This is a genomic window from Micromonospora sp. ANENR4, assembly GCF_015354395.1.
Classification (GTDB): Bacteria; Actinomycetota; Actinomycetes; order Mycobacteriales; family Micromonosporaceae; genus Micromonospora; species Micromonospora aurantiaca.
This window is the reverse complement of sequence record NZ_JADKYQ010000003.1, coordinates 43,239-64,697: the sequence shown is the minus strand read 5'-3', so window position 1 is coordinate 64,697 and position 21,459 is coordinate 43,239. Positions and strand designations below refer to the sequence as shown.

21 protein-coding genes are annotated in these 21,459 nt (G+C 73.9%); 8 read left to right on the top strand and 13 right to left on the bottom strand.

The features are described 5' to 3' along the window. Positions 1 to 3: 3 nt before the first annotated feature. Positions 4 to 1,005 carry an MBL fold metallo-hydrolase gene (locus tag IRY44_RS06200; protein WP_194799513.1) on the bottom strand — a complete coding sequence of 334 codons (1,002 nt, stop codon included), beginning with the start codon at positions 1,003 to 1,005 and terminating at the stop codon, positions 4 to 6. A gap of 140 nt (positions 1,006 to 1,145) precedes the next feature. After that, positions 1,146 to 2,027 (bottom strand): serine hydrolase, encoded by an 882-nt coding sequence (locus IRY44_RS06195; RefSeq protein ID WP_194799512.1) that lies wholly within the window; start codon positions 2,025 to 2,027, stop codon positions 1,146 to 1,148. Between the two features lie 38 nt (positions 2,028 to 2,065). On the opposite strand from IRY44_RS06195, the gene IRY44_RS06190 reads away from it, so the two are divergent. The 4 genes from IRY44_RS06190 (at position 2,066) to IRY44_RS06175 (ending at position 6,325) form a co-directional block, all read left to right on the top strand. Continuing rightward, on the top strand, positions 2,066 to 3,043 hold the full coding sequence (locus IRY44_RS06190; protein WP_194799511.1) for a LysR substrate-binding domain-containing protein: 978 nt from the start codon (positions 2,066 to 2,068) through the stop codon (positions 3,041 to 3,043). Positions 3,044 to 3,083: 40 nt separating this feature from the next. Then, positions 3,084 to 4,259 (top strand): endonuclease, encoded by a 1,176-nt coding sequence (locus IRY44_RS06185; protein ID WP_194799510.1) that lies wholly within the window; start codon positions 3,084 to 3,086, stop codon positions 4,257 to 4,259. Between the two features lie 117 nt (positions 4,260 to 4,376). Further along, positions 4,377 to 5,231 carry an aldo/keto reductase gene (locus IRY44_RS06180; RefSeq protein ID WP_145755053.1) on the top strand — a complete coding sequence of 285 codons (855 nt, stop codon included), beginning with the start codon at positions 4,377 to 4,379 and terminating at the stop codon, positions 5,229 to 5,231. A gap of 110 nt (positions 5,232 to 5,341) precedes the next feature. Further along, the gene (locus tag IRY44_RS06175; RefSeq protein WP_194799509.1) at positions 5,342 to 6,325 is read left to right on the top strand and encodes an aldo/keto reductase; all 984 of its coding nucleotides are present in this window, start codon (positions 5,342 to 5,344) and stop codon (positions 6,323 to 6,325) included. A gap of 63 nt (positions 6,326 to 6,388) precedes the next feature. Here IRY44_RS06175 and IRY44_RS06170 read toward each other — a convergent pair whose 3' ends face one another. Continuing rightward, complete coding sequence (locus IRY44_RS06170) at positions 6,389 to 7,987, bottom strand: hypothetical protein (RefSeq protein WP_194799508.1); 1,599 nt, start codon at positions 7,985 to 7,987, stop codon at positions 6,389 to 6,391. 353 nt (positions 7,988 to 8,340) lie between these two features. Here IRY44_RS06170 and IRY44_RS06165 point away from each other — a divergent pair, with 353 nt between their 5' ends. Beyond that, complete coding sequence (locus IRY44_RS06165) at positions 8,341 to 9,354, top strand: ATP-binding cassette domain-containing protein (RefSeq protein WP_194799507.1); 1,014 nt, start codon at positions 8,341 to 8,343, stop codon at positions 9,352 to 9,354. Further along, positions 9,351 to 10,205, top strand: coding sequence for an ABC transporter permease (locus IRY44_RS06160; protein WP_194799506.1), 855 nt, complete (start codon positions 9,351 to 9,353; stop codon positions 10,203 to 10,205). The genes IRY44_RS06165 and IRY44_RS06160 overlap by 4 nt, the downstream gene beginning before the upstream one ends. A gap of 45 nt (positions 10,206 to 10,250) precedes the next feature. Here IRY44_RS06160 and IRY44_RS06155 read toward each other — a convergent pair whose 3' ends face one another. The 5 genes from IRY44_RS06155 to IRY44_RS06135 form a co-directional block, all read right to left on the bottom strand. After that, entirely contained in the window at positions 10,251 to 13,550 is a 3,300-nt protein-coding gene (locus tag IRY44_RS06155; RefSeq protein WP_194799505.1) for an AAA family ATPase, read from the bottom strand. A 42-nt stretch (positions 13,551 to 13,592) separates the two neighbouring features. Continuing rightward, a complete protein-coding gene (locus IRY44_RS06150) occupies positions 13,593 to 14,000 on the bottom strand; it encodes a hypothetical protein (RefSeq protein WP_091418959.1) in 408 nt (135 codons plus the stop codon). Then, the gene (locus tag IRY44_RS06145) at positions 13,997 to 14,257 is read right to left on the bottom strand and encodes a hypothetical protein (RefSeq protein ID WP_091418956.1); all 261 of its coding nucleotides are present in this window, start codon (positions 14,255 to 14,257) and stop codon (positions 13,997 to 13,999) included. Before IRY44_RS06145 ends, IRY44_RS06150 begins: the two co-directional genes overlap by 4 nt. A gap of 13 nt (positions 14,258 to 14,270) precedes the next feature. After that, complete coding sequence (locus IRY44_RS06140) at positions 14,271 to 14,981, bottom strand: hypothetical protein (protein ID WP_194799504.1); 711 nt, start codon at positions 14,979 to 14,981, stop codon at positions 14,271 to 14,273. A 158-nt stretch (positions 14,982 to 15,139) separates the two neighbouring features. Next, positions 15,140 to 15,454, bottom strand: coding sequence for a globin (locus IRY44_RS06135; RefSeq protein ID WP_269696204.1), 315 nt, complete (start codon positions 15,452 to 15,454; stop codon positions 15,140 to 15,142). Positions 15,455 to 15,552: 98 nt separating this feature from the next. Here IRY44_RS06135 and IRY44_RS06130 point away from each other — a divergent pair, with 98 nt between their 5' ends. After that, complete coding sequence (locus IRY44_RS06130; RefSeq protein WP_194799503.1) at positions 15,553 to 16,119, top strand: snapalysin family zinc-dependent metalloprotease; 567 nt, start codon at positions 15,553 to 15,555, stop codon at positions 16,117 to 16,119. 27 nt (positions 16,120 to 16,146) lie between these two features. On the opposite strand, the gene IRY44_RS06125 is transcribed toward IRY44_RS06130, so the two are convergent. From IRY44_RS06125 to IRY44_RS06105, 5 genes are all read right to left on the bottom strand, one after another. Continuing rightward, on the bottom strand, positions 16,147 to 17,178 hold the full coding sequence (locus IRY44_RS06125) for a hypothetical protein (protein WP_269696203.1): 1,032 nt from the start codon (positions 17,176 to 17,178) through the stop codon (positions 16,147 to 16,149). After that, positions 17,175 to 18,524, bottom strand: coding sequence for a hypothetical protein (locus tag IRY44_RS06120; RefSeq protein ID WP_194799502.1), 1,350 nt, complete (start codon positions 18,522 to 18,524; stop codon positions 17,175 to 17,177). Before IRY44_RS06120 ends, IRY44_RS06125 begins: the two co-directional genes overlap by 4 nt. Continuing rightward, positions 18,521 to 18,826, bottom strand: coding sequence for a DUF6403 family protein (locus tag IRY44_RS06115; RefSeq protein WP_194799501.1), 306 nt, complete (start codon positions 18,824 to 18,826; stop codon positions 18,521 to 18,523). Before IRY44_RS06115 ends, IRY44_RS06120 begins: the two co-directional genes overlap by 4 nt. Before the next feature lie 67 nt (positions 18,827 to 18,893). Continuing rightward, entirely contained in the window at positions 18,894 to 19,133 is a 240-nt protein-coding gene (locus IRY44_RS06110) for a hypothetical protein (RefSeq protein ID WP_194799500.1), read from the bottom strand. 75 nt (positions 19,134 to 19,208) lie between these two features. Next, complete coding sequence (locus IRY44_RS06105; protein WP_194799499.1) at positions 19,209 to 20,501, bottom strand: AAA family ATPase; 1,293 nt, start codon at positions 20,499 to 20,501, stop codon at positions 19,209 to 19,211. A 168-nt stretch (positions 20,502 to 20,669) separates the two neighbouring features. On the opposite strand from IRY44_RS06105, the gene IRY44_RS06100 reads away from it, so the two are divergent. Continuing rightward, entirely contained in the window at positions 20,670 to 21,434 is a 765-nt protein-coding gene (locus tag IRY44_RS06100) for a hypothetical protein (protein ID WP_194799498.1), read from the top strand. Positions 21,435 to 21,459: the final 25 nt, after the last annotated feature.

Below are 21,459 nucleotides of genomic sequence, written 5' to 3'. Positions count from 1 at the left end.
CCGTCAGAATCGGTACGCGGTGTGGTACTCGGGCACCAGCACGCGGCTGCGCGGCGAGACCCGGCGCACCTCGGCGACGAGGGCGTCGAGGCGTTCCCGGTCGCTGTCGGCGACAGTCGGCGGGTTGGTGAGCGGCGTCTCGAAGTTGTCCCAGTGCACCGGCACCACGACCTTCGGGCGGTCCAGCGCGGCCATCAGCCGGGGCACGTAGTCGGCGGTCGCCGTGGTGGCGGCGGAGGCGACCATCGCCACGTCCGGGGCGAGTCCGCTCAGCTTGCGCTCGTCGAAGTCGCTGGCGCCCATGAAGAACACGGACGGGCCGCCGTCGATCCTGATCTGGTACGCCAGCGTGTCGCCCTCGGGCAGGTCGGCGATCGTCTCCGGACGCGGCGGCCGGGTGACCCGTACCCCGGGGAAGGCCATCGACCAGGTGGGATTCCGGCTGTGCAGCGAGCCGACCACCTCCACCGTGTACCCGTCGAAGTCGAGCACCTCGCCGCCCTTGACCGGGGCCAGTTGCCCGGCCGGCAGTCCGTACGCCAGGCCGAGGTGATACGCGGTGAGCGTGCCGAAGACCCGGGCACCGGTCCGGGCGGCGATGTGCGGCACGTCGTTGAAGTGGTCCCAGTGGGTGTGGGTGACGAAGACGTTCTCCGCCCGGTCGGCGAGCCGGTCGACCACGTCGGCGGCCACTGTCAGCCGGGTGTCGGGGTTGAACGGCTTCCGGAACAGCCCGGTGTCGTACCGGCTCAGGTACGGGTCGACGAGCACCGTCCGGTCCCCCATGTCGATCCGCCAGCCGGAGGTACCCCACCAGCGGAAGCTCACCGCGCCGCCGCGTCGCGTACCGCCGGCGGCACGGCTCGGCGCGGCGACGGGGCTCGGCCCGGCGGCGCGGGCCGGGGCGCCGACGACGAGTCCGGCGGTGGTGACGGCGGCGGCGCCGACCGCGGTGTCGCGTAGCAGTCGACGGCGGGCGTAGCCGGACGGCTGGTTCTCGGGCATGTGTCGTCCTCCCCGTTCGGGATCGGTGATCGGTAGGCCCAGACCACCACCCCGCCGGCGCCGATGTCCAAGATCGACGAGCGCAACGACCGATATCCGGACCGATATCACCGCAGGCCAGGCCGGTGGCCCGGCCCGGATCAACGCAACGAATCGACGGCGGTCCGGGCCGCCTCCCCCATCGCCAGGTCCACGTCGATCCGGCGGGCGGCCAGCCGTTCGGTGCGTACCGCCACCGCTATCGCGTACCTGCGGCCGTCGGGGTACTCCGCGACGCCGGCTTCGAGGTGCAGTCCCGGCAGGGTGCCGGTCTTCCCGGCGACCCGGACCCCGGGTGGGAAACCGGCGGCCAGCCGGGTCCAGAAGAGCTGCCGTGCCATCAGCTCCCGGACCATGGCGCACGCGGGCGCCGGGCCGGCCTCGTCCCGCCACACCAGGCGGAGCAGCCGGGTCAGCTCCCGGGCGGTGCTGGAGCTGGTGTGCTCGGGGTCGAAGACCCGCATCGCGCGGACCTGTTCGGGCGACAGGGTGGGGAAGATCCGCGCGAAGTCCGCCTCGGTGCGTGCGCCCACGTCGGAGAGCATCGTCTCGACGAGTTGCCGGGGGCCGCCGACGATCCGGGTGCGCGGCAGGTCCAGCTCCGCGGCCAGCATCGGCAGCACGTCCGCCCCGATCCGGCGCAGCAGCAGGTCGGCCGCCGTGTTGTCACTCACCGACATGGCCAGGTACGCGAGGTCGCGCAGGGAGACCTCCACGTCGTCGGCGCAGCCGGCCACACCCCAGCCGCCGAGCCGGTCGGCGGCACCGACGAGCACCCGTTCGGTCGGGTCGAGCTGGCCGGCGGCCGCCTGCCGGGCGAACTCCAGCACCACCATGATCTTGAAGATGGAGGCGATGACGATCTGCTCGTCGGCGCGCAGCGCCACCTCACCGCCGGTCGGGTCGTCCACGTCCACGACGTGCAGGCAACCCCGCACCCCGGCCCGCCCGAAGATCTCCCCGACCCGTTCCGCCACATCCACGCCGACACGGTAACCAGCGGCGACGCTAGGGTGCGCGGATGGACCTGCTGCGGCACCTGCGGCATTTCGTGGTGGTCGCCCGGGAACTGCACTTCGGCCGGGCCGCCGAGACGCTGGGCATGGCACAGCCGCCGCTGAGCCAGTCGATCCAGCGGTTGGAGCGGGAGCTGGGCGTCACCCTGTTCGACAGGTCACAGCGCCAGGTCGGCCTCACCACCGCCGGCCAGTTGCTGCTCGGCGAGGCCGACGAGCTGCTGGCCGGTGAACGCCGGCTGCGTCACCTCGCCGACCGGGTCCGCCGGGGCGCGCTCGGGGTGCTGCGTGCCGGCGTACCCCCGGAGACCCCGGCCGTGACGTTGCGCGCGCTGCTCGACGCGCTCGCGGCCCGCGCGCCCGGGCTCGCCCTCGACCTGCACGAACTGACGAGCGCCGAGCAGCACCGGATGCTCGCGGACGGGCGGCTGGACGTCGGCCTGCTGCACCATCCGGTCGACGGGGCCGGGCTGCGCTTCGGTGAGCCGGTGGACGTACCTGTGGGTGTGCTGCTGCCCCGGGCCTCGCCACTGGCCCGACCGCGGGAGATCGCGCTCGCCGATCTGGCCGGCATGGACCTGGTCACCGCGCCACCGGCCACCGCTCCGGGCTGGCACGAGCATCTGCTGACCGTGTGCCGGCAGCACGGTTTCGCCCCGGCCCGGGTCCGCCCCGCGCGCAACCCGGAGTTCCTGTTCGGTCTGCTCCTCGCCGGCGGCGCGGTCGCCGTCGAGCCCGCCGCGCTGGCCCGCCGGGAACCACGTGTCGCGTGGCGGCCGATCACCGGTACGCCGCTGGTCCGGCGGATCTCCGCGGCCTGGCCGATCCGTGCGGCGCACCCCGCCGCGCCGATGTTCGGCCACCTCGCCACCGAGACGCTCGCCGCGCCCGACGAACCGGGCGGGCCGGCGCTCCTCGCCCCGGCGGCCCGGCCGTGGCCGGTGCTGTTCGAGGCCGGCCGGGACGAGAAGTTGGCCCGCTGACCTCCCGCAGTTCACCCCGATCCGACTAACATAGCTGATCATGAATATCAAGTGCGTCACCCGCTCGCGACCCGGGCGGCTGATCGCGGCGGTCGTGCTCACCGTCGCGGTCGCGTTCCCGCTCGGCGTCACCGGCGCCGCGTCGGCCGCGACCACACTGACGGTGGCGCAGGCCCTCGCCGCCCAGGACGGCCGGACGGCCACCGTCACCGGCTACGTCATCGGCCAGCCCACCGCCACCACCACGGTGCTCACCTCGGGCTTCACCGCCGACACCGCGATCGCCATCGCCGACCAGGCCGGCGAGACCGGCACCGCCCGGATGCTGTACGTGCAGGTGACGGCCGCCTGGCGGAGCACCTTCGGGCTGCTCACCAACCCGTCGCTGCGCGGGCGGCAGGTCACCGCCACCGGCACGCTCACCGCGTACTTCAGCCACGGCGGGCTGAAGAACCCGACCGCCATGAGCCTCGGCGGCGGCACCACGCCGAGTCCCACGCCGACCCCGAGCCCGACCGGCACCGCCGCGCCGGACGCCTACTACGCGGCTGCGTCCGGCAAGACCGGGACGGCGCTGCGCACCGCGCTGCACGGCATCATCAGGGTGCAGACGAAGCTCAGCTACGACCAGGTGTGGGACGCGCTGAAGGACACCGACCAGGATCCGGCCAACCCGGCGAACGTGGTCCTGCTCTACAGCGGACGGTCACAGAGCAAGACGAGCAACGGCGGCGGCGCGAACGACTGGAACCGGGAGCACGTCTGGGCCAAGTCGCACGGCGACTTCGGCACCGCCACCGGTCCCGGCACCGACGTGCACCACCTTCGCCCGGAGGACGTGTCGGTCAACTCGTTGCGCGGCAACAAGGACTTCGATGCGGGCGGCGGCACGGTCGCCGAGGCGCCCGGCTGCTACACCGACGCCGACTCGTTCGAGCCGCGCGACGCGGTGAAGGGCGACGTGGCCCGCATGATCCTCTACATGGCGATCCGGTACGAGGGCGACGACGGCTGGCCGGACCTGGAACCGAACGACTCGGTCTCCAACGGCTCCGCACCCCGCCTCGGGCGGCTGTCGAAGCTGCTGGCCTGGAACGACCAGGATCCGCCGGACGCCTTCGAGAAGCGCCGCAACCAGCGCATCCACGAGCGCTGGCAGGGCAACCGCAACCCGTTCGTCGACCACCCCGAGTGGGCGCGGTCGATCTGGGGTTGACGCTCGTCCCCGATGTGAGGAAGCGTGGCGAGCGGGTAGAGACATCCGGTTGGCACGGCCGGGAGGCGGTCGGCACGGACACGCCCCGGGCACCGCACGATCGGAGATGAGGCTCTCATGGCCCAGAACGGCATTCCGGACATCGCACTCAACGACGGCAACACCATCCCGCAGCTCGGCTTCGGCGTCTTCCAGATCGAGCCGAAGGACACCGTCCGGGCCGTCGGCACCGCGCTGGAGGTCGGCTACCGGCACATCGACACCGCCCAGATGTACGGCAACGAGGCCGAGGTGGGTCAGGCGCTGCGCGCCTCCGGCCTGGACCGCGGCGAGGTCTTCGTCACCAGCAAACTGAACAACGGCTTCCACCGGCCGGACGACGCCCGCAAGGCGTTCGAGCAGTCGCTGCGGGAGCTGAAGTTCGACTACCTCGACCTGTTCCTGATCCACTGGCCGCTGCCCACCCGCTACGACGGCGACTTCGTCTCCACCTGGAAGGTGCTGGAGGAGCTGCGTGACGCGGGCACGGTCCGGTCGATCGGCGTGTCCAACTTCCAGGTCGCGCACCTGGAGCGGCTGGCCGCCGAGGCGGACGTGGTGCCGGCGGTCAACCAGATCGAGGCGCACCCGTACCTCGGCAACGAGGAGGTGCGGGCGTACGACAAGGCGCACGGCATCCTCACCGAGGCGTGGTCGCCGATCGCGCAGGGCAAGGTGCTCGACGACCCGACTGTCGTCGACGTGGCCGAGCAGGTCGGCCGGACCCCGGCCCAGGTGGTGTTGCGCTGGCACGTGCAGCGCGGCGACATCGTCTTCCCGAAGTCGACCACGCCGAAGCGGATCGAGGAGAACTTCGCGATCTTCGACTTCACGCTCGACGACACCGCGATGGAGCGGCTCACCTCGCTGGACCGGGGCGAGGCCGGCCGGACGGGCCCGAACCCGGACGAGTTCGACTACATCCCGAGCTGAGCAGTCACACGTCGGAGGGGCCCCGGGGAGACCCGGGGCCCCTCCGTTGTTGACTTCGCGCGCACTCGAAGGGGCAGGGTGACCGGCAACGCTTCGACGGGGAGGAAGACATGCGCTACCGCACCATCGGCACGGACCCGGCCACCCGCCGCGAGGTCAGTGTGCTCAGTCTCGGCGCGATGCTGTTCGGCACCGCCACCGACGAGGCCACCTCGTTCGCCATCCTCGACCGGTACGTCGAGGCGGGCGGCACCTTCATCGACACCTCGGACAACTATGCCTTCTGGCAGAACGGGGGCCAGGGTGGCGAGAGCGAGGAACTGCTCGGCCGCTGGCGGCGCAGCCGCGGGATCGGCGACGAGGTGGTCATCGCGACGAAGCTGGGCGCCCGTCCGCTCGCGCCGGGCACCAGCTACGTCGACAACCCCGAAGGGCTGTCGGCGAAGGTGATCCGCGAGTCCGCCGAGCGCAGCCGGGAGCGCCTCGGGCTCGACCGGATCGACCTGCTCTACGCCCACATCGAGGACCACACGGTTCCCCTGGGGGAGACCGTGGAGGGCTTCGCCGAGCTGGTCGCCGAGGGCACCGTCGGGCTGCTGGGCGCCAGCAACCACCGCACCTGGCGGGTGGAGCGGGCGCGGGCGCTCGCCGCCGCGGCCGGGTTGCCCGGGTACGAGGTGCTGCAGTACCACCGCAGCTACCTGCCCCGGCGCCTGGACGTGCCGAGCGAGCTGGACCGGGACGGGGACGTCGGCTGGGTCGGCCCGGACCTGCTCAGCTACCTGCGCACCGAGCCGCAGCTCACGCTGGTGGCGTACTCGCCGCTGCTGAAGGGCGCGTACGTCCGGCCGGAGCGGCTCGGCGAGGAGTACGCGGTGCCCGCCACTCCGGCCCGGCTGGAGGCGCTGCGGGCGGTGGCCGCCGAGACCGGTGCCACCGTCAACCAGGTGGTGCTGGCCTGGCTGATGGGCGGCGACATCCCGGCCGTCCCGCTCGTCGGCTTCTCCTCGGTGGCGCAGCTGGAGGAGAGCCTGGCCGCGGTCGACCTGGAGCTGACCGCCGAGCAGCGGACCCGGCTGGACTCGGCACGCTGACCGGCGCCGGGCCGGGTGGCTCACACGCCACCCGGCCCGCGCCGATCAACCGGCTCGTGTCACTCAACCGGCCCGCGTCGCTGAGCCGGCCGGTGCCGCTGAGCTCGCCCGCGCCGCTGAACCGGCCGGGAACCGGTCGACAGTGACGTCGAGCCGCAGGGTGCCGGTGCCCGGCAGGGCCACCTCGGTGGCGTCGGCCGGGCGGGTCGCACCGTCGTACCAGCCGGCGTAGTTGATGTAGGGCGGCGTCCACAGCCACGCCACGGTGACCGGCTGGGGACCGAGCACGCGCAGCGCGTACTCACCGTCGCGATCCGGATCCAACGTGTATCCGATGACCTCACGGGTACGCGCGTTGCGCACAGTCAGTTCGGCGACCACCGGGCGGCCCTCCGGGTCGACGAGCCGGCCGGTGACCAGGACGCCTCGCCGTACGGCAAGGTTGTAGACGGTGGTGGCGCCGGCCCGGACGGTGACCGGCACGGCCTTGCCCCGCAGGGCGAACCCGCCGGACCACTGGGTGGCATTGTCGGCGGTGGTGAACAGCAGCGGCCAGGCGTACGGGCCGAGCCAGTCGATCCGGTAGCGGCCCTGCGCGTCCAGTTCCACTCCCCAATCCGGGAAGAAACCCGACTCGGGCGCGAGCGTCACGGTGCCGGAGGTCGCCGGCCTGCCGGTGGCCGCGCTGGTCACGGTGCCGGCGACGACACCGGAGCGGTCCAGCCGGATCGGGGGCACGGTGACCGTCTGCCCGGCCCGGAGGGTGACCACCCGGGCCTGCTTCGCGTCGCCGGTGCCGCCCGTCGCGCCGACCCACTGCGCGCCGTACGCCGATCCGCCGGCGGGGCGGGCGAACAGGTTCCAGGAGCCGGCCGCGACCAGGCCGACGCGGACGTTCCCGGAGGCGTCGGAGCAGTACCGTCCCGGGTTGTGGGGTAGTTCGCCGGTCCCGGCCGGCGCCGGCGTCACACAGGCCCCGGCGACCGGTGCGCCGGTCGCCGCGTCGACCACCCGGGAGACCACGTTCGCGGCCGGGGTCAGGACGACCACGGCGGTGCCGCTGCCGTCGGCGAGGACGTTCACCGTGGCGTAGCGGGGCAGGTGGGTGTCGTCCCGGGTGTAGACCCACACCTCCTGCGGGCCGGGGATCAGCGGCGGAACGGTCACCTGGGTGTCGCCGCACGGATTGCGCCGGGGGTCGACGAACACGCACAGCCCGTCGACCGCGGCGCCGGTGACCGCGTCGCGCGCCCGCAGGGTCGACCCGCTGGGCACGAGCAGGCGCTCGGAGACCTCCGTCGTGTCCCCCGCGGACACCCGGACCGTTCCGGCCTGCGCCCAGCTGGTCCGGCCCGGCACCCACTGCCTCAGCGACTCGTCGTCCTGGCCGTCGCTGTACACCGGGGTGATGGCGATCTTGTAGTCGCCGGCCGGCACCTCCACGCTGAGCTGCCCGGACTCGTCGAGCGGCAGGAGGTCCTTGTCGTAGCTGTTGTCGGCGGCCGTCACGGCGACGTTGGCGCCGGCCGGGCTGCCGTCGGGCCTGGTGACGGTCAGGTGGAGCACGCCGGCCGGATCCGCCGCCCCGGCGGCGGTGGGTGCGGCGGTGACGGCCAGGACCGTCACGGCGAGTGCGCCGAGCACTCTTCGGACGATGGACACGGTGGACCCCTCTCGGTTTCAATGCGCTCAAGAGGCGTCCGCGTCACCACAACCAGGACACGCCCCCCGTGCGTCGGATGCCGGCGCAGCATATGGCAGACGATCGATCGGGCACTGTCCGCGACCGGTCATCCGGCGGACTGCTGCGGGAACGGTCATAACCCCGCCTTCCTCCCGTACCGGCCGTCGTCGGCCGGGAATCGCCACCGCCAGATCGGATCTGGCGGGCCGTCTGGCGCCTGAGAGGTGAGGCCGGCACAACACCACAGCATCCCGGCCTCGTTGAAACAGGCGATCGGTCTGGCGGCACGCCCGTACGCCTGTCGAGACACCGACGAGAGAGGTAGCGATTCATGAGCAACCGGAACACCGGCCTGGCCGTCGAGGCCGAGGGCCTGGTCCGGTCCTTCGGTTCGACCCGGGCACTCGACGGGCTGGACCTGCGGGTTCCCGCCGGCACCGTCTACGGCGTCCTGGGCCCGAACGGCGCCGGGAAGACCACAGCCGTACGCGTGCTGGCGACGCTGCTGCGCCCGGACGGCGGCACGGCCCGGGTCTTCGGGCACGACGTGGTGCGCGAGGCCGACGCGGTGCGCGCCCGGGTGAGCCTGACCGGCCAGTACGCCTCGCTGGACGAGGACCTGACCGGCGCGGAGAACCTGGTCCTGCTGGGCCGGCTGCTCGGGCTGGGCCGGGCCGGCGCCCGGGACCGGGCCGAACAGCTACTCGCCGCGTTCGGGCTGACCGAGGCGGCGGGACGGCAGGTGAAGAAGTACTCCGGTGGGATGCGGCGGCGCATCGACATCGCCGCGAGCATCCTCAACACGCCGGACCTGCTGTTCCTCGACGAGCCGACCACCGGGCTGGACCCGCGCAGCCGCAACCAGGTGTGGGCGATCGTGCGGGCGGTGGTGGCGTACGGCACGACGGTGCTGCTGACCACGCAGTACCTCGACGAGGCGGACCAGCTCGCCGGCCGGATCGCCGTGGTCGACCACGGCCGGGTGATCGCGGAGGGCACCCCGGGCGAGTTGAAGTCGTCGATCGGCGCGGGCAGCGTCCACATCCGGCTGCGCGATCCGGAGCAGCGGCCGCAGGCCGAGCAGGTGCTGCGGGCGTCGCTCGGCGTACCGGTGCAGCTCGCCGCGGACCCGGCGGCGCTGACCGCCCGCGTCGGCGAGCACGGCACCGATCTGGAGGCCGGTACGCAGGCGGCGCGGGCGCTCGGTGAGCTGGCCGCCGCCGGCATCGTGGTGGACGACTTCTCCCTCGGCCAGCCCAGCCTGGACGAGGTCTTCCTGGCCCTGACCGACCACCCGGCCGTCCCGGCGGACGAGCGGGACGACGAACTGGAGGCGGCGCGATGAGCGACACCGCGATCAGCACCGGGCGGTCGCCGTCCGTCTACATGCCGTCCGCCGAGGCGCTGGCCACCGTGCTCGCCCCGGCCGAGCGGCCGGCCCGGCCCAGCGCGTTGTCGGCGTCGCTGACGTTCGGCTGGCGGGCGCTGCTGAAGATCAAGCACGTGCCGGAGCAGCTGTTCGACGTGACCGCGTTCCCGATCATCATGGTGCTGATGTTCACGTACCTGTTCGGTGGCGCGCTCGCCGACAGCCCGCGTGCGTACCTGCAGTTCTTCCTGCCCGGCATCATGGTCACGAGCGTCGTGATGATCACCATGTACACCGGGGTCGGGCTGAACAGCGACATCGAGAAGGGCGTCTTCGACCGGATCCGTACGCTGCCGGTCTGGCGGCCGGCGGCGCTGGTCGGGATGATCTTCGGCGACGTGCTGCGCTACGTCCTGGCCGCCGTGGTCATCCTCACCGTGGGCGTGGTGCTCGGCTTCCGCCCCGACGGCGGTCTGCTCGGGGTGCTCGCCGGGATCGGGCTGCTGGTGATCTTCTCGTTCGCGTTCTCCTGGGTGTGGACGTTCTTCGGCCTGGTGCTGCGCAGCGAGAAGTCGGTGATGGGGACCAGCATGATGGTGCTGTTCCCGCTGACGTTCCTGAGCAACGTGTTCGTCGACCCGTCGACCATGCCCGGTTGGCTGCAGGCGTTCGTCAAGATCAACCCGATCACCCAGCTCGTCACCTCGGTCCGCGCGGCGATGGCCGGCTCGGTGGACGGCCCGAGCACCATGTGGATGCTGCTCTGGAGCGCCCTCTTCGTGGTCGTCTTCGGCACGCTGACGATGTACCGCTACAACCGCCGCTGACGCGACGAGGGTGGCGGGGTCCACCCGGCCCCGCCACCTTGTCGGTCAGAGCCGCCAGGGCACCGGCTCGGCCGGCCGGTAGCGGCAGGCGCCGCCGGTGGTGACCGACTCGCGCAGGTGCGCGGCGAGCGCCGGATGCCGCTCGTCGATGCGGCGCAGGGTGTCCCGGATCCGCCCGGTCACCGCCTTGCGCGCCCGTTCCGCCTGGTCACCGAGTCGCCGGTGGCGCCCGGCCAGCCCGGCGGCGGCACGCAACTGGTCGAGCAGCGCCGCGCGCTCGGCGTCCAGTTCGGCCAGCCGCCGCCCGTCGTCCTTGGCCGCCGCCCGGTCGATCTCGTCGTCGAGCCGCCGCAGGTGCCGGCGGTAGCGGGCCTTCGCCTCGTCGTCGAGCACCGGATCGGCTCCGAGGCGGCGCACGGCGACGAGTTCCGGACCGGCCGCCGGGTCGAGCAGTTCGACGGCGGGCACGTCCGTGCCGGGACGGCTCAGCAACAGGCGCAGGTCGTGCAGCCCTTTGGCGTCGGGCAGGTGCACCACGACGCCGTCGTACGCGAGGCGCCACACCGGCCCGTCCGGACGGAACTCGGGCTGGATGACGTCCGCGCCGGGGTCGGGCGGCCGCCCGTGCACCACACCCGCCCGGGACAGGCCCAGCGCACCCCGCCGGCTGGACAGCGACGACGCGACGGCCAGGGCCGGAACGCCCGCGCCGAGCCGGGCCGGCACCGGCGCGACCACTGCGGACACCGCCGCCGGGGCGGGATCCGCCGCGCCCAGCCGGTCCACCACCTGAACCATCCCCAGCGACAGCGCCTCGGCCACCGTCTCGGCCCGCAGTCGCCGCGCCTCGGCCGCGTCGCCCGGCCCGCCGCGCCCGGCGAGCGCGCCCACCAGACCGGCCCGGGCCAGCACCGACCAGGGCCGGGCGCCCAGCCGGTCGGCCGCGTCCCGGGCCGCCGCGTAGCAGTCGACAGCGTCGTCCCACCGGCCCTCGGCCGCGTCCACACCGGCCAACCACAGGTCGACCGGGCCGACGATGTCGCAGCCGAACAATGCCGCCGCCCACTGCCCGCGGTGCGGGGCCAGGTCGGCCCGCACCGCCGCGCACCGCGCCGGGTCGCCGTCCACTGCCGCCGCCTGCGCCCGCAGGCGCAGCCACAACGGCGACAACGACCGGGGGTACGCGGTGCCCGCTGCCTCGATCGCGGCGGTGAGCCGCAGCACCGTGGCCACGTCGCCGCGCTCGGCCGCGGTGATCGCCCGGAGCAGCTCCACCTGCGGGTGCCCGGCGCCCACCCGGTCGAGCACCGCCTCGGCCTCGGCGAGGCGGCCGTACAGCAGCAGAATCGACCAGCGCATGTGGTGCGTCATGAACGCGTGATCGGAGTGCCCCGGCTCGCGGTAGCTCTCCGCCTCGGCGAAGCCCGCCTCGGCGGCGGCGAGGTCGCCCTGGAAGGCGGCGATGATGGCGGTGTCCGCGATCGCCGCCACCCGCTGCCGGGCCACGTCGTCGCGTCGCGCGCCGGTCACGAACGCGGTCAGCTCCTGCCGGTAGCCCGGATCGCCCAGCTCCAGCAGCGCGACCCAGCGCAGGGCCGTGGCCCACAGCTCGGTCTCCCGGTCGCCGCTGCGGCGGGCCACCTCCCGGATCTCGGCGGTGACCACGGCTCGCTCCTGCGCGGTGCCGAGCCCCCAGGTGGTGTCGTGGCGGGCCCACAGGCTGAAGGTGAGCGCCTCGTCGTCGCGGCCGTGCCGGGCGAGCGTCTCGGTGGCGGTGATCAGGTCGGTGACCAGCGCGCGTACCGGCCGTTCCGGGTCCGGCTCCGCGATCGACCGCCGGTACGCCTCCCGGACCAGCTCGGCGGCGTCGAGCCGGCGGCGGGTGGCGGAGTGCTGCCGGTGGGCGATGAGCGCCACCCGGGTCAGCACGCCGGGATCGGGCAGCTCCCTCGCCAGCGCGGCGGCCTCGGCCAGCAGCCGCTCCACCTCGGCCGGCGGGCCGGCGTGGTGCAGCAGCCCGGCCAGTTCCAGCAGCACCCGGACCCGCCGGCCGGGCTCGCCGGTCAGTTCGAGCGCGCGCCGGTAGTGCCGTACCGACTCGTCCACGGCGATCCGGCCCCCGGCGTCGCGGGCGGCGGCCAGCAGCAGGTCACCGGCGCGTTCCGGGTCCAGCTCGGCGCCGGCCAGCCAGGCGTGCCGGGCCAGGTGGGCCGGGCTGAGTGCGCCGGCGAGCAGGTCCGATTGGTAGACGGCCCGGACCACCGCCGCGTGCCGGGCCCGCCGTTCGTCGTCGGCCAGCCCGTCGTAGAGCGTCTCGCGGACCAGGTCGTGTACGAAGACGAACCGGCCGCCGTCGCGGGGCAGCACCAGCCGGGCCGCAGCGGCGCGGGCGAGCAGCCGGTCCACCTGCGCGACCGGAGCGGGTACGCAGGCGGCGAGCGTCCGCCTGTCGAACTCGCGGCCGAGCACGGCGGCCACCGTGAGCGCCTCGACCACTCCGGCGGGCAACTGGTCGAGCCGGCGGCGCACCACCTCCCGTACACCGGGGGCGACGGTGTCGGTCAGGCCGTGGGTGTGCCAGAGGCGGGCGGTCTGCTCGACGAAGAACGGGTTCCCGCCGGTGCGCCGGTGCACCTCGTCGACGACGCTCGCGTCGGGCTCCCGGCCGGCGGTGCGGGCCATCAGGGCGGCCACCTCGGCACGGCCCAGCCCGGCGAGCGTGACGGTGGTGGCCTTGGCGGTGAGCGGCAGCAGCCACTGCCGCAGCGGGTGGTCGCCGGATTCGACTTCGGCGTCCCGGTAGGTGCCGATCAGCAGCAGCCGCTCGAACCAGGCGTGCTGGGTGACGAACTGGAGCAGCCGCAGCGACGCCGGGTCGGCCCAGTGCAGGTCGTCGAGGACCACCGCGACCGGCCGGTGCTGGGCCACGGCGGCCAGGGCGGCGGTCACCGCGTCGTGCCTGTCGAACTCGGCCCGGCCGACGTCACCCGGCTCGGTCATGTCGCCCGCCGTGCGCTCGCCGAGCAGTGCCGCCAGGCCGGCGGCGGCTGTCTCCCGCACCCCGCGCGGGTCGTCGGCGGACCGGGCCAGCCGGCGCAGCACCTGCACCCAGGGCCAGTAGTCGGGAGCGGTGTCGGAGTCCCAGCAGGCGGCGCCGAGCACCAGCGCCCCGCCGCGGCGGGCCTCGTCGGCGGCGGCCGACACCAGCGTGGTCTTGCCGATGCCCGGCTCGCCGGTGACCAGGACGAGACCGCCGTGACTGTCGACCAGCCGGGCCACCTCGGCGCGCAGCAGCGCAGCGGGATGCTCCCGCCCGATGAGGTGTTGGCCGAACCGCGGCTCCATGACCTCACGACGCTAGCCGAAGGGTCCGACAAGGAGGGTCCCTCAGAGCCGCGCGTCGGTCACCACGTGCGCGCACGCCGGGCAGGCGGCCGGTCCCTGTTCGGCGAACCACCGGCAGGTACGCCGGATCGCGCACTTCGGCAGCGTCTCCTCCGCGGGCGGGGCGGTCTCGGCGTACGAGGCGGCCATCCGGGCGCCCAGCCCGCAGTGCGAGCCGGTCCAGAAGCCGCAGGACGAGGTGACGCACGGGCCGGCGAGCCGGGCCCGCGACTCGATCGGCTCGTCGGAGTCACCGAGCCCGGCGAGCGCCACCTCGGCCGGTACGGCCGGTGTCACGTAGGCCACCCGGCCCGCCGGAGTGATCATGCCGAGGAACACGGTGGCGTTCGACGCCGGGGTGCTCGGGCACATCCGCTCCGGCGTGCCGGCCGGCCGGGCGGCGTCGGTCACCGCTGGATCCAGAACCCGATGTCGTTGATCTTCTGCCCGAGGTCCTGGGCGAACGGCCCGTCGATGACCCAGAGGCCGTACCACTCGGGACGCAGCTTGATGTTGCCGTGGCCGACGGTCAGCGGGTTGGTCAGCCTGGCGTCGGCGGTACGCAGGGCGGCCAGGCCGGCCTTCTGGATCTCCGCGGCGATCAGGGTCTGCTGCTCGGGGCTCAGGTCGACGCCGTCGACCACGAAGCGGAACTCGTTGCGGGCCATGTGCTTCCTCCGGTCACTCGTACGATTCGGTGCCCAGCCCGCGACGCAGGCTGGTGCGGGTGAAGGCCGCCCAGCCGGCGTGCGAGGCGGCGTCGGTGCGGTGCCCGGCGCGGGCGAGCACCCGGGCGGCGTGCTCCGCCCAGCGGTCGGCGGTCGCCGTGTTGTCGCCCCACAGTTCGCGGCAGGCGGCGACGGCGAAGGCGACCTGTTCCGGCGCGCCGGTGAATCCGGCGGGTCCGTCGGCGACCCGGATCGTGCCGTCCGGGCGGACCCGCACGCTCGGGAAGTGGTGGTGCAGGCTGGCCGACGTGGCCAGGTGGGTGGCGTCCCGCCGGCCGGCGGCGAAGCCGGCGCGCAGCTCGTCGTCGCGGCGGTGCCGGATCCCGTGCAGCACCAGCGCGTCGCCGGCCGCCTCGATCCGGGCGACCACCTGCACCGGCACGCTCCAGGCCGCCGGCGAGTTCGCCGACCAGAACGCCAGCCAGGCGGCGAGCCGGGCGTGGAAGTCGGCCTGGACGGCGACCGGGAGTGCGGATCCGTCGGGCGCCCGCAACGCGGCGGTGGCGATGCGGTCCCGGGAGACGAGTGGCGTCGCGGGGCGGCCCGGTGCGGCCGCGGCGCCGGTGGTGGTGGCGACGGCCAGGCCGGTCACGGTGACCGCCGAGGCCGCCGCCGCGCCGGCGAGCAGTCGCCGACGGTCGAGCAGGTGTCCGTTGTCGTTCATCGTCGGCCCTTCGTCGACGGCAGTGGCCCGACGCTATCGACCGGAAGCGATCAGAAAAACACCCCGCGTGACGGGAGGTCGACAGGAAACCCGGGGATACCCGGCGGCGTGAACGACAGTTCCTGTGCCCGGTTCACGTGCCACACACCGGCGGACGGTCAGGCCCGGAGCAGCCCGGCCACGGCCCGCTGCGCGCCGACGACCGCCGCCGCCGGCAGGTCGAGCGTCCAGAGTGCCGCGGCCAGGTAGTTCAGGACGCGCCAGCACTGCTCCCCGGTGAGCGGCGGGCGTCGTAGTCCACCGAGGACCGGCCCGCCGACGTCCGCGGGCGCGCCGTCCGGGCTCCACCGCACCCCGCCCAGCGCCGCGTCCAGCCGGGCGGCGAGCAGCGCGGCGAGCCGCCGGCGGTCCACCCCGATCAGGTACGGCGCCGGCTCCGCGTCCGCCGCGATCAACCGCAGCCAGCGGTGCACCGTCGCACGGTCAGTTCACCGCAACCCTTGATATCGATGAATGCCTATCTATAGGCTGGCGGCGTTCCGCTCACCCCCCATCCCAAGGAGTGTGAACCATGCGTAAGCCCAAGCTGTCCCGGATCCTCGCCACCCTCGCGGCCGCGACGCTGGCAGCGCTCGGCGCGGTAGCCGTCAACCCGGCTCCGGCCTCCGCCGCCGTCCGCAACGTCTGCTACAACATCAGCCAGGCTGGCCCGTTCGCCAACACGGCGGTGCAGGCGGCGGCGATCTGGAACAACTACACGAACAACATCAACATGGCCCAGTGCGGGTCCAACCTGCGGATCACCTACACCTACGGCGGCGGCTCGTACGCCCAGCGCACCAGCCTCGGCAACGGCCGCGTGGTGATCGACTACTACCAGGCTCAGCAGTACTCGCCGCTGCGCATCATGACGCACGAGATCGGCCACATCCTCGGCCTGCCGGACAACTACAACGGCAACTGCGCCATCCTGATGTCCGGTGGCAGCGCCGGTACGAGCTGCACCAACCCGTACCCCAGCTCCGCCGAGGCCTCCCGGGTCGACTCGCTGTTCGGCTTCGCCGTCCGCAGCGCGACGCCCGCCCAGGTCTTCACCGGCAGCTGGCCGGCCGCCTCGACGGTGGGCGCCCAGCGCTGACGACGCACTGACGACGGGGTCGGCGGCTCACCGCCGGCCCCGTCCGCGCGTCCGGCCCTTCCCCGTCGTCGCACCGGCCGCCACCTTGTCCGGCTTCCGGCCGCCCGCGCGGTCCGCACGCCGGCCGGACGCGGCGTCGTCGGCGAGGTCCGCCGCGCGGCGGCTCAGCTCCTCGACCCGCTCCCGGAACCGGCGCAGCGCCTCGGCGTTCCCGTCCATCTCGGACACCTCGTCGAGCAGGCCGACGTAGTCGGCGGCCAGCCGCCGGTAGGCCGGCGCGACCGGCCCGACCCGCCCGTCCAGGTCGATGATCTGCTGGGCGAGGACAGCGGTGGCGGCGCCGAGCGCGGCCCGCTCGTCGGCGCGCGCGTCCCGCCCGGCCCGGCGCGCGTCGGCCAGCCGCCCGGCCCGCCGGCCACCCAGCCAGAGCACCGCCGCACCGGCGACGACCCCGGCCACCGCGCCGCCGGCCAGCAGATACCGGGGCAGCGACGGGCTGATGGTACGGGCACCGTCCGGCACCAGACCGGCCCGGACCAGCCGGTCGTAGTTGAGCACGATCACCTTCAGCGCCTCGACCGGCCGGTCCACGAACGCATCGGCGCCCCGGCCGATGGTGGTCTCGGTGACCACGGCCCGGCCCAGGTCGCCACCGAGGCGGGAGCAGCCGTAGGTGTCCCAGTCCTCGCCGTCGCGGCTCATCGCCAGCACCAGCGTGCCCTGGGCGGCGCGCTCGGTGTCGCCGCACGCCTCACGCAGGTCGGCACCGGGCTCCATGATCAGCACGACCAGCCGCCGGTTGCCGATGACCCGTTCGGCGGCGGCCCGGTCCAGATCCACTCCGGGCGCCGCGTAGACCGACGAGACGCGCACCTGCCGCGCGATCGGCCCGTCCAGGATCCCGCCGGTCCACAGCGCCCAGCCGGCCAGCGCCAGGCAGGCGAGCACCGCGCGGCCGAACGCGGTGCCGACCAGGCGGCCGAGCAGCCGGCGCGGGCCGGTCGCCGTCCCGCCACGACGGTCCGCCGCCCGTGCGGGCCGGTTCGCGACGCGGCTCACGACAGCCTCGCCCGCAGGTAGACGTCCGGCCGGTAGCCGGGCATCCGCACGTCCCGGGCCACGTCGTCCAGCTCGGCCGCCGCGTCGGCCAGCAGTTCGCGTACGTGCCGGTCGGGCAACCCCTCGTCGAACGCGTCCCGGGCCGCCCGCAACCGGCCCACGCCCCGGACCAGCGCCGGGTCGCTGCGCGCGTCGGTCAGCAGCGACAGCTCCACAGCCAGCGCGGAGAGCCCGGCCAGCCGGGCCGGCGTACCACCGGGACCGACGTCGGCCGGGCGGCGGCCGGACGCCCGCACGGTACGGATCGACAGCACCACGAAACCCGCCACGCACACGGCGAAGAGCCAGGGCAGCGCCGGCAACGCCACCCGCAGCGGGTCGAACGGCCGGTACGGCAGCGGGCGGTCGAACAGCCCCGCGTACCGCACGTCGGTGACCTGGGCCAGGTACGTGCCGAGCACGTTCTGCTGTGGGTAGGCGTACCGGCCGATCCGCCCGCCGAACTGGGCGTAGAAGCTCGCGGTGGCCACCTCGGCGAATTCCGCAGCGCCCGGACCGTGGTACTCGATCCAGTCGCCGTACATCACCACGAGCGGCTGGTCCGGGGCGAGCCGGTGCAGCGCCGGCCCGTACGCGGGCAGCGGCTCCCCGTACGGCTGGGCGGGTAGCACCACGAACCAGGCGCCGTCCGGGAACGCGGTGCCCGCCGCCTTCTCCGGCAGGCGGGTCAGCGTGGCTCCGGTGCCCACGTACCGGCCGGTGGCCCGCAGCGCGGTGACCATCGGGGCCAGTTCCGGGCCGGTCGGTTCGCGCCAGCGCAGGTCGTCGCGGTCCGGCGGGAGGGGCTGCTCGTGCAGCGTCGCCAGCAGCGTGAGCAGCGCGCCGGTCACGTCGTGTGTGGCGAACCGGGCCCGCCAGCCCGGCAGGTCGTCCGGCGACGCCACGTAGAGGCCACCGCTGACCTCCGTACCGACGATCCGGATCTCCGCCTTCTCCACGTCCTTGACCCGCCGGCGTTCGGCCTCGTCCAGACCGGGCGGGGCGACCAGGATGCGGGTGCCCCGGTCACCGATGGCGGCCCGGACCCGCTGCTCGTCCCAGCGCGCGACAGCCCCCGGCAGCCGCACCACCGGCGCGGCGGCGACCAGCGCCGTCATCTCCTCGACCGACGGCACGCTCGCATCGCTCAACTCGCCGGCCGAGCCCTCCGGCAGCGCGGCGGCCGACGGGGAACGCCCGTAGCTGACCTCCACGCTCTGCCGCTGCGCCACCAGGAACACCACGAGCACCGCCGCCGCGGCGGCCAGCAGCGACCAGCGCAGCAGCTCCCGCCGTACCCTCGTCATCGCCCGGCCCGCCACAGCTCGTCGGCGCGGCGGGCGTGCTCGGCCGCCGCCCGGGCCGCGTCGGCGCCGCCACGGGCGGCGGCGAGCATCTCGGCGCGGGCCAGCAGCCGCTCGGCCTCCGGTACCGCGGCCGGGGACGCGTCCCGGCTGACTGTGGCGTCGTGGATCGCCGCCCGCGCCGACGACCAGGCGACCCGCCGGTCCTCGGCCCGGACGCGGCGCCGGGGCAGCGACACGGCGAGGAAACCGGCGGCCACCGCCACCACGCCCCCGCCCAGCCACTGCAGCACGCTCGCGGTCATGATCCCTGTCTAACGCACCGCCGCCAGCGCCGCGCGCCGAGGGCGGTGTTGTGCGCCGGTCCGCCGCCTACGACGACGAGTAGCCCTCGTTGAAGCCCTCCATGAACCCGCCCGCAAACCCGGAGACGACGCATCCGGCACAGCACAGGATCACCAGCAGCGCCGGCACCATGACCCACAGGACGATCGCCCACCTGCTCATCCCCTCACTCGGCTGCTCCACGTACGCCGGCGGCGGATAGTACGGCTGCTGTTGGTACACCTGGTGCTGGTACGGATCCTGCTGATAGGGATCGTGAGGATGCATCCGGCCATCGTGCCCACCGGCCGCGAACGCCGGAAGATCCGAACGGTCCGCCGATCCTGCCGCGACGGCCCCTCGTCACGCCCGGTGGGCATCGAGGTGGGTCAGCACCGTCTGGTTGGCCTCCCAGCCGTCCGGGAACTTCACCGGTACGTCCAGGTGCACCCGCTCGGTCGACGGGTACGCGTCGAGCAGCTCACCGATCCCGGCCCGCGCCACCACCACGCAGGCGTGCCGGTGCCGTGACGCCAGCACGCACAGCCGCCCCGACTCCAGGTGGAACGCGGTGGCGTCGCGCCGGCCCGAGAGGGGGTGCAGCACGATCGTCACGTCGTACTCCCGGCCCTGGAGCCGGTTGGCGGTGTCCACGGTGATGCCCGCACCGGCCGCGCCCAGCCGGGAGCGGATGGCCGCGACCTGATCGCGGTGCGCGGCCCCGACGGCGATCCGGTCCGCGGTGACCGGCGCGCCGCCCGGCGCTGCCTCGCTGACCGCGACCGCGCCGCGCGCCAGCACCCGCAGCGCCAGCTCCGCGCAGGCCGCGGCGGCCTCCCCGTCGGTACGCACCGTGTGCCGGGCCGGCAGCTCGTGCAACGCCCAGCCGGTGGCGGCGGCCAGCTCGACCGAGGCGTCGTAGGCGTCACCCGCGCCGGGCCCGGTGAACGTCAGCGCCCGGTCGGCCGGGCCGGTCCCGGCGCGGAACCCGGTGAACGGGTAGAACGCGGCGGACACCACAGGCGCGGCCGAGTCGGGCAGCCGCCACGACACCGGCAACCGGTGCACCGGCAGCTCCGGGTTGTGCCGCAGCAGCGTGGCCACCGCCGACTGCATCGGATCCCAGGTCAGGCCGGTCCAGCGGAACGTCTCCACGGTGCTGAACGGATCGAGCTGCCCGGGGTCGCCGACGAACAGCGCCCGCTCGAACCGCCCCGCCACGCGCAGCAGCGCATCCGCGCGCATCTGGTACGCCTCGTCGACGATCGCCCACGGCCAGCTCCCCTCGGTGACGGTGGCCCACTTGGCCGCCGTACCGATGGTGACCGCCGGCCCGCCGAGGTCGGCCACCTTCGCGGCGACGCGGACCGCCGGGTGGGCGGTGACCCGCTCGGTGGGCCGGTAGTCGGTCGCGGAGAGCCGCCCGACGCGCAGCTCCGGCGCCTTGCGGCCGAGCCGGTCGATGAGGTCGTCCACCTGCTCGTTGGTCTGCGCCACGATCATCAGCGGGTCACCGGTGGCGGCGGTCTCGATCGCGGCGCGGACGACGAGGGTCGACTTCCCGGCGCCGGGAGGCGAGTCCACCACGACGCCGCGGTGCGTGCCGTCGCGCAGATCCCGCAGCACACGCTGGATCACCTGCTCCGCTTCGTGCAAGGAAGGGCCCCCTTTCAACGTCTCCGGTAGAGGCGGGGCCCCTTCTTAACACGCGCCCGGGCAGGGCCGCCCACCGCCGCCAGGAAGATCGCCGTCTGCTTCATCGATCACCTTGCGCCCGGCTGTCACCCTCTCAGTCAGAAGAGACGGGGAATCGCGGGTGAGACGATGGATCTTCACCGCAGTCGCGCCGGTTTGTTCGTCGGCGTCATGCTGCCGTTCGGTTTCTGCATGGTGTTGTCCGGGCTGAGCGGCAGCACCCTTCGACTGGTCGGCGGGCTGATCTTCGGCGGGCTCATCATGCTCGTCGGCGCTGCGGGCGTCGTCGAGGCGGTCCGGCCGTTCCGGTTCCACATCAACGTCGACGGCTTGACCGTCCGGACGGCCGGACTGAACCGGCTGCTGCCCTGGGCGGAGATCGACCACCTGGTCCTGGACCAGCAACCTCCGGTGCTGTCCGACAAGAGGATGCCATCGCCGTTGCTGCTGCTCGTACCCGCCGCCACGTCGGCCCTCGACCTTCCACTGACACACCGCAGCCCGTTGGACGGCCGGCCCTGCCTGGTCCTGCTCGAAGTGCACGACGTTCGGGAGAAGACGGACCAGGTAGCCGACGCCCTCGCCCGGTACGGCGGCAGCCGTTTCACCGACCACCGACAGATCGTCCGTCAGCGTTTCGACTCAGCCGACTTCCCGATCGAAGCGCGCGGATACGACAGGGATGCCGTCGACGCCCTCGTGCAGAAGGGCCGGGAGGCGCTGCGGTCGGAGGATCACCTGCTGCGCCTCGCAACGAAGGTACAGGTGGAGCGGGCCCTGCTCGAGTTGCCGCTCGTCGCGCACGGCTACTACCGCGCCCGGGTCGACGCGTTCCTGCGGGACCTGTCCGCCGTGTTGGCACGGTTCGAGGAGGGCGACGAAGAGGCCGGCTGACGTGCCCGTACCCGCTCGCGGGCCC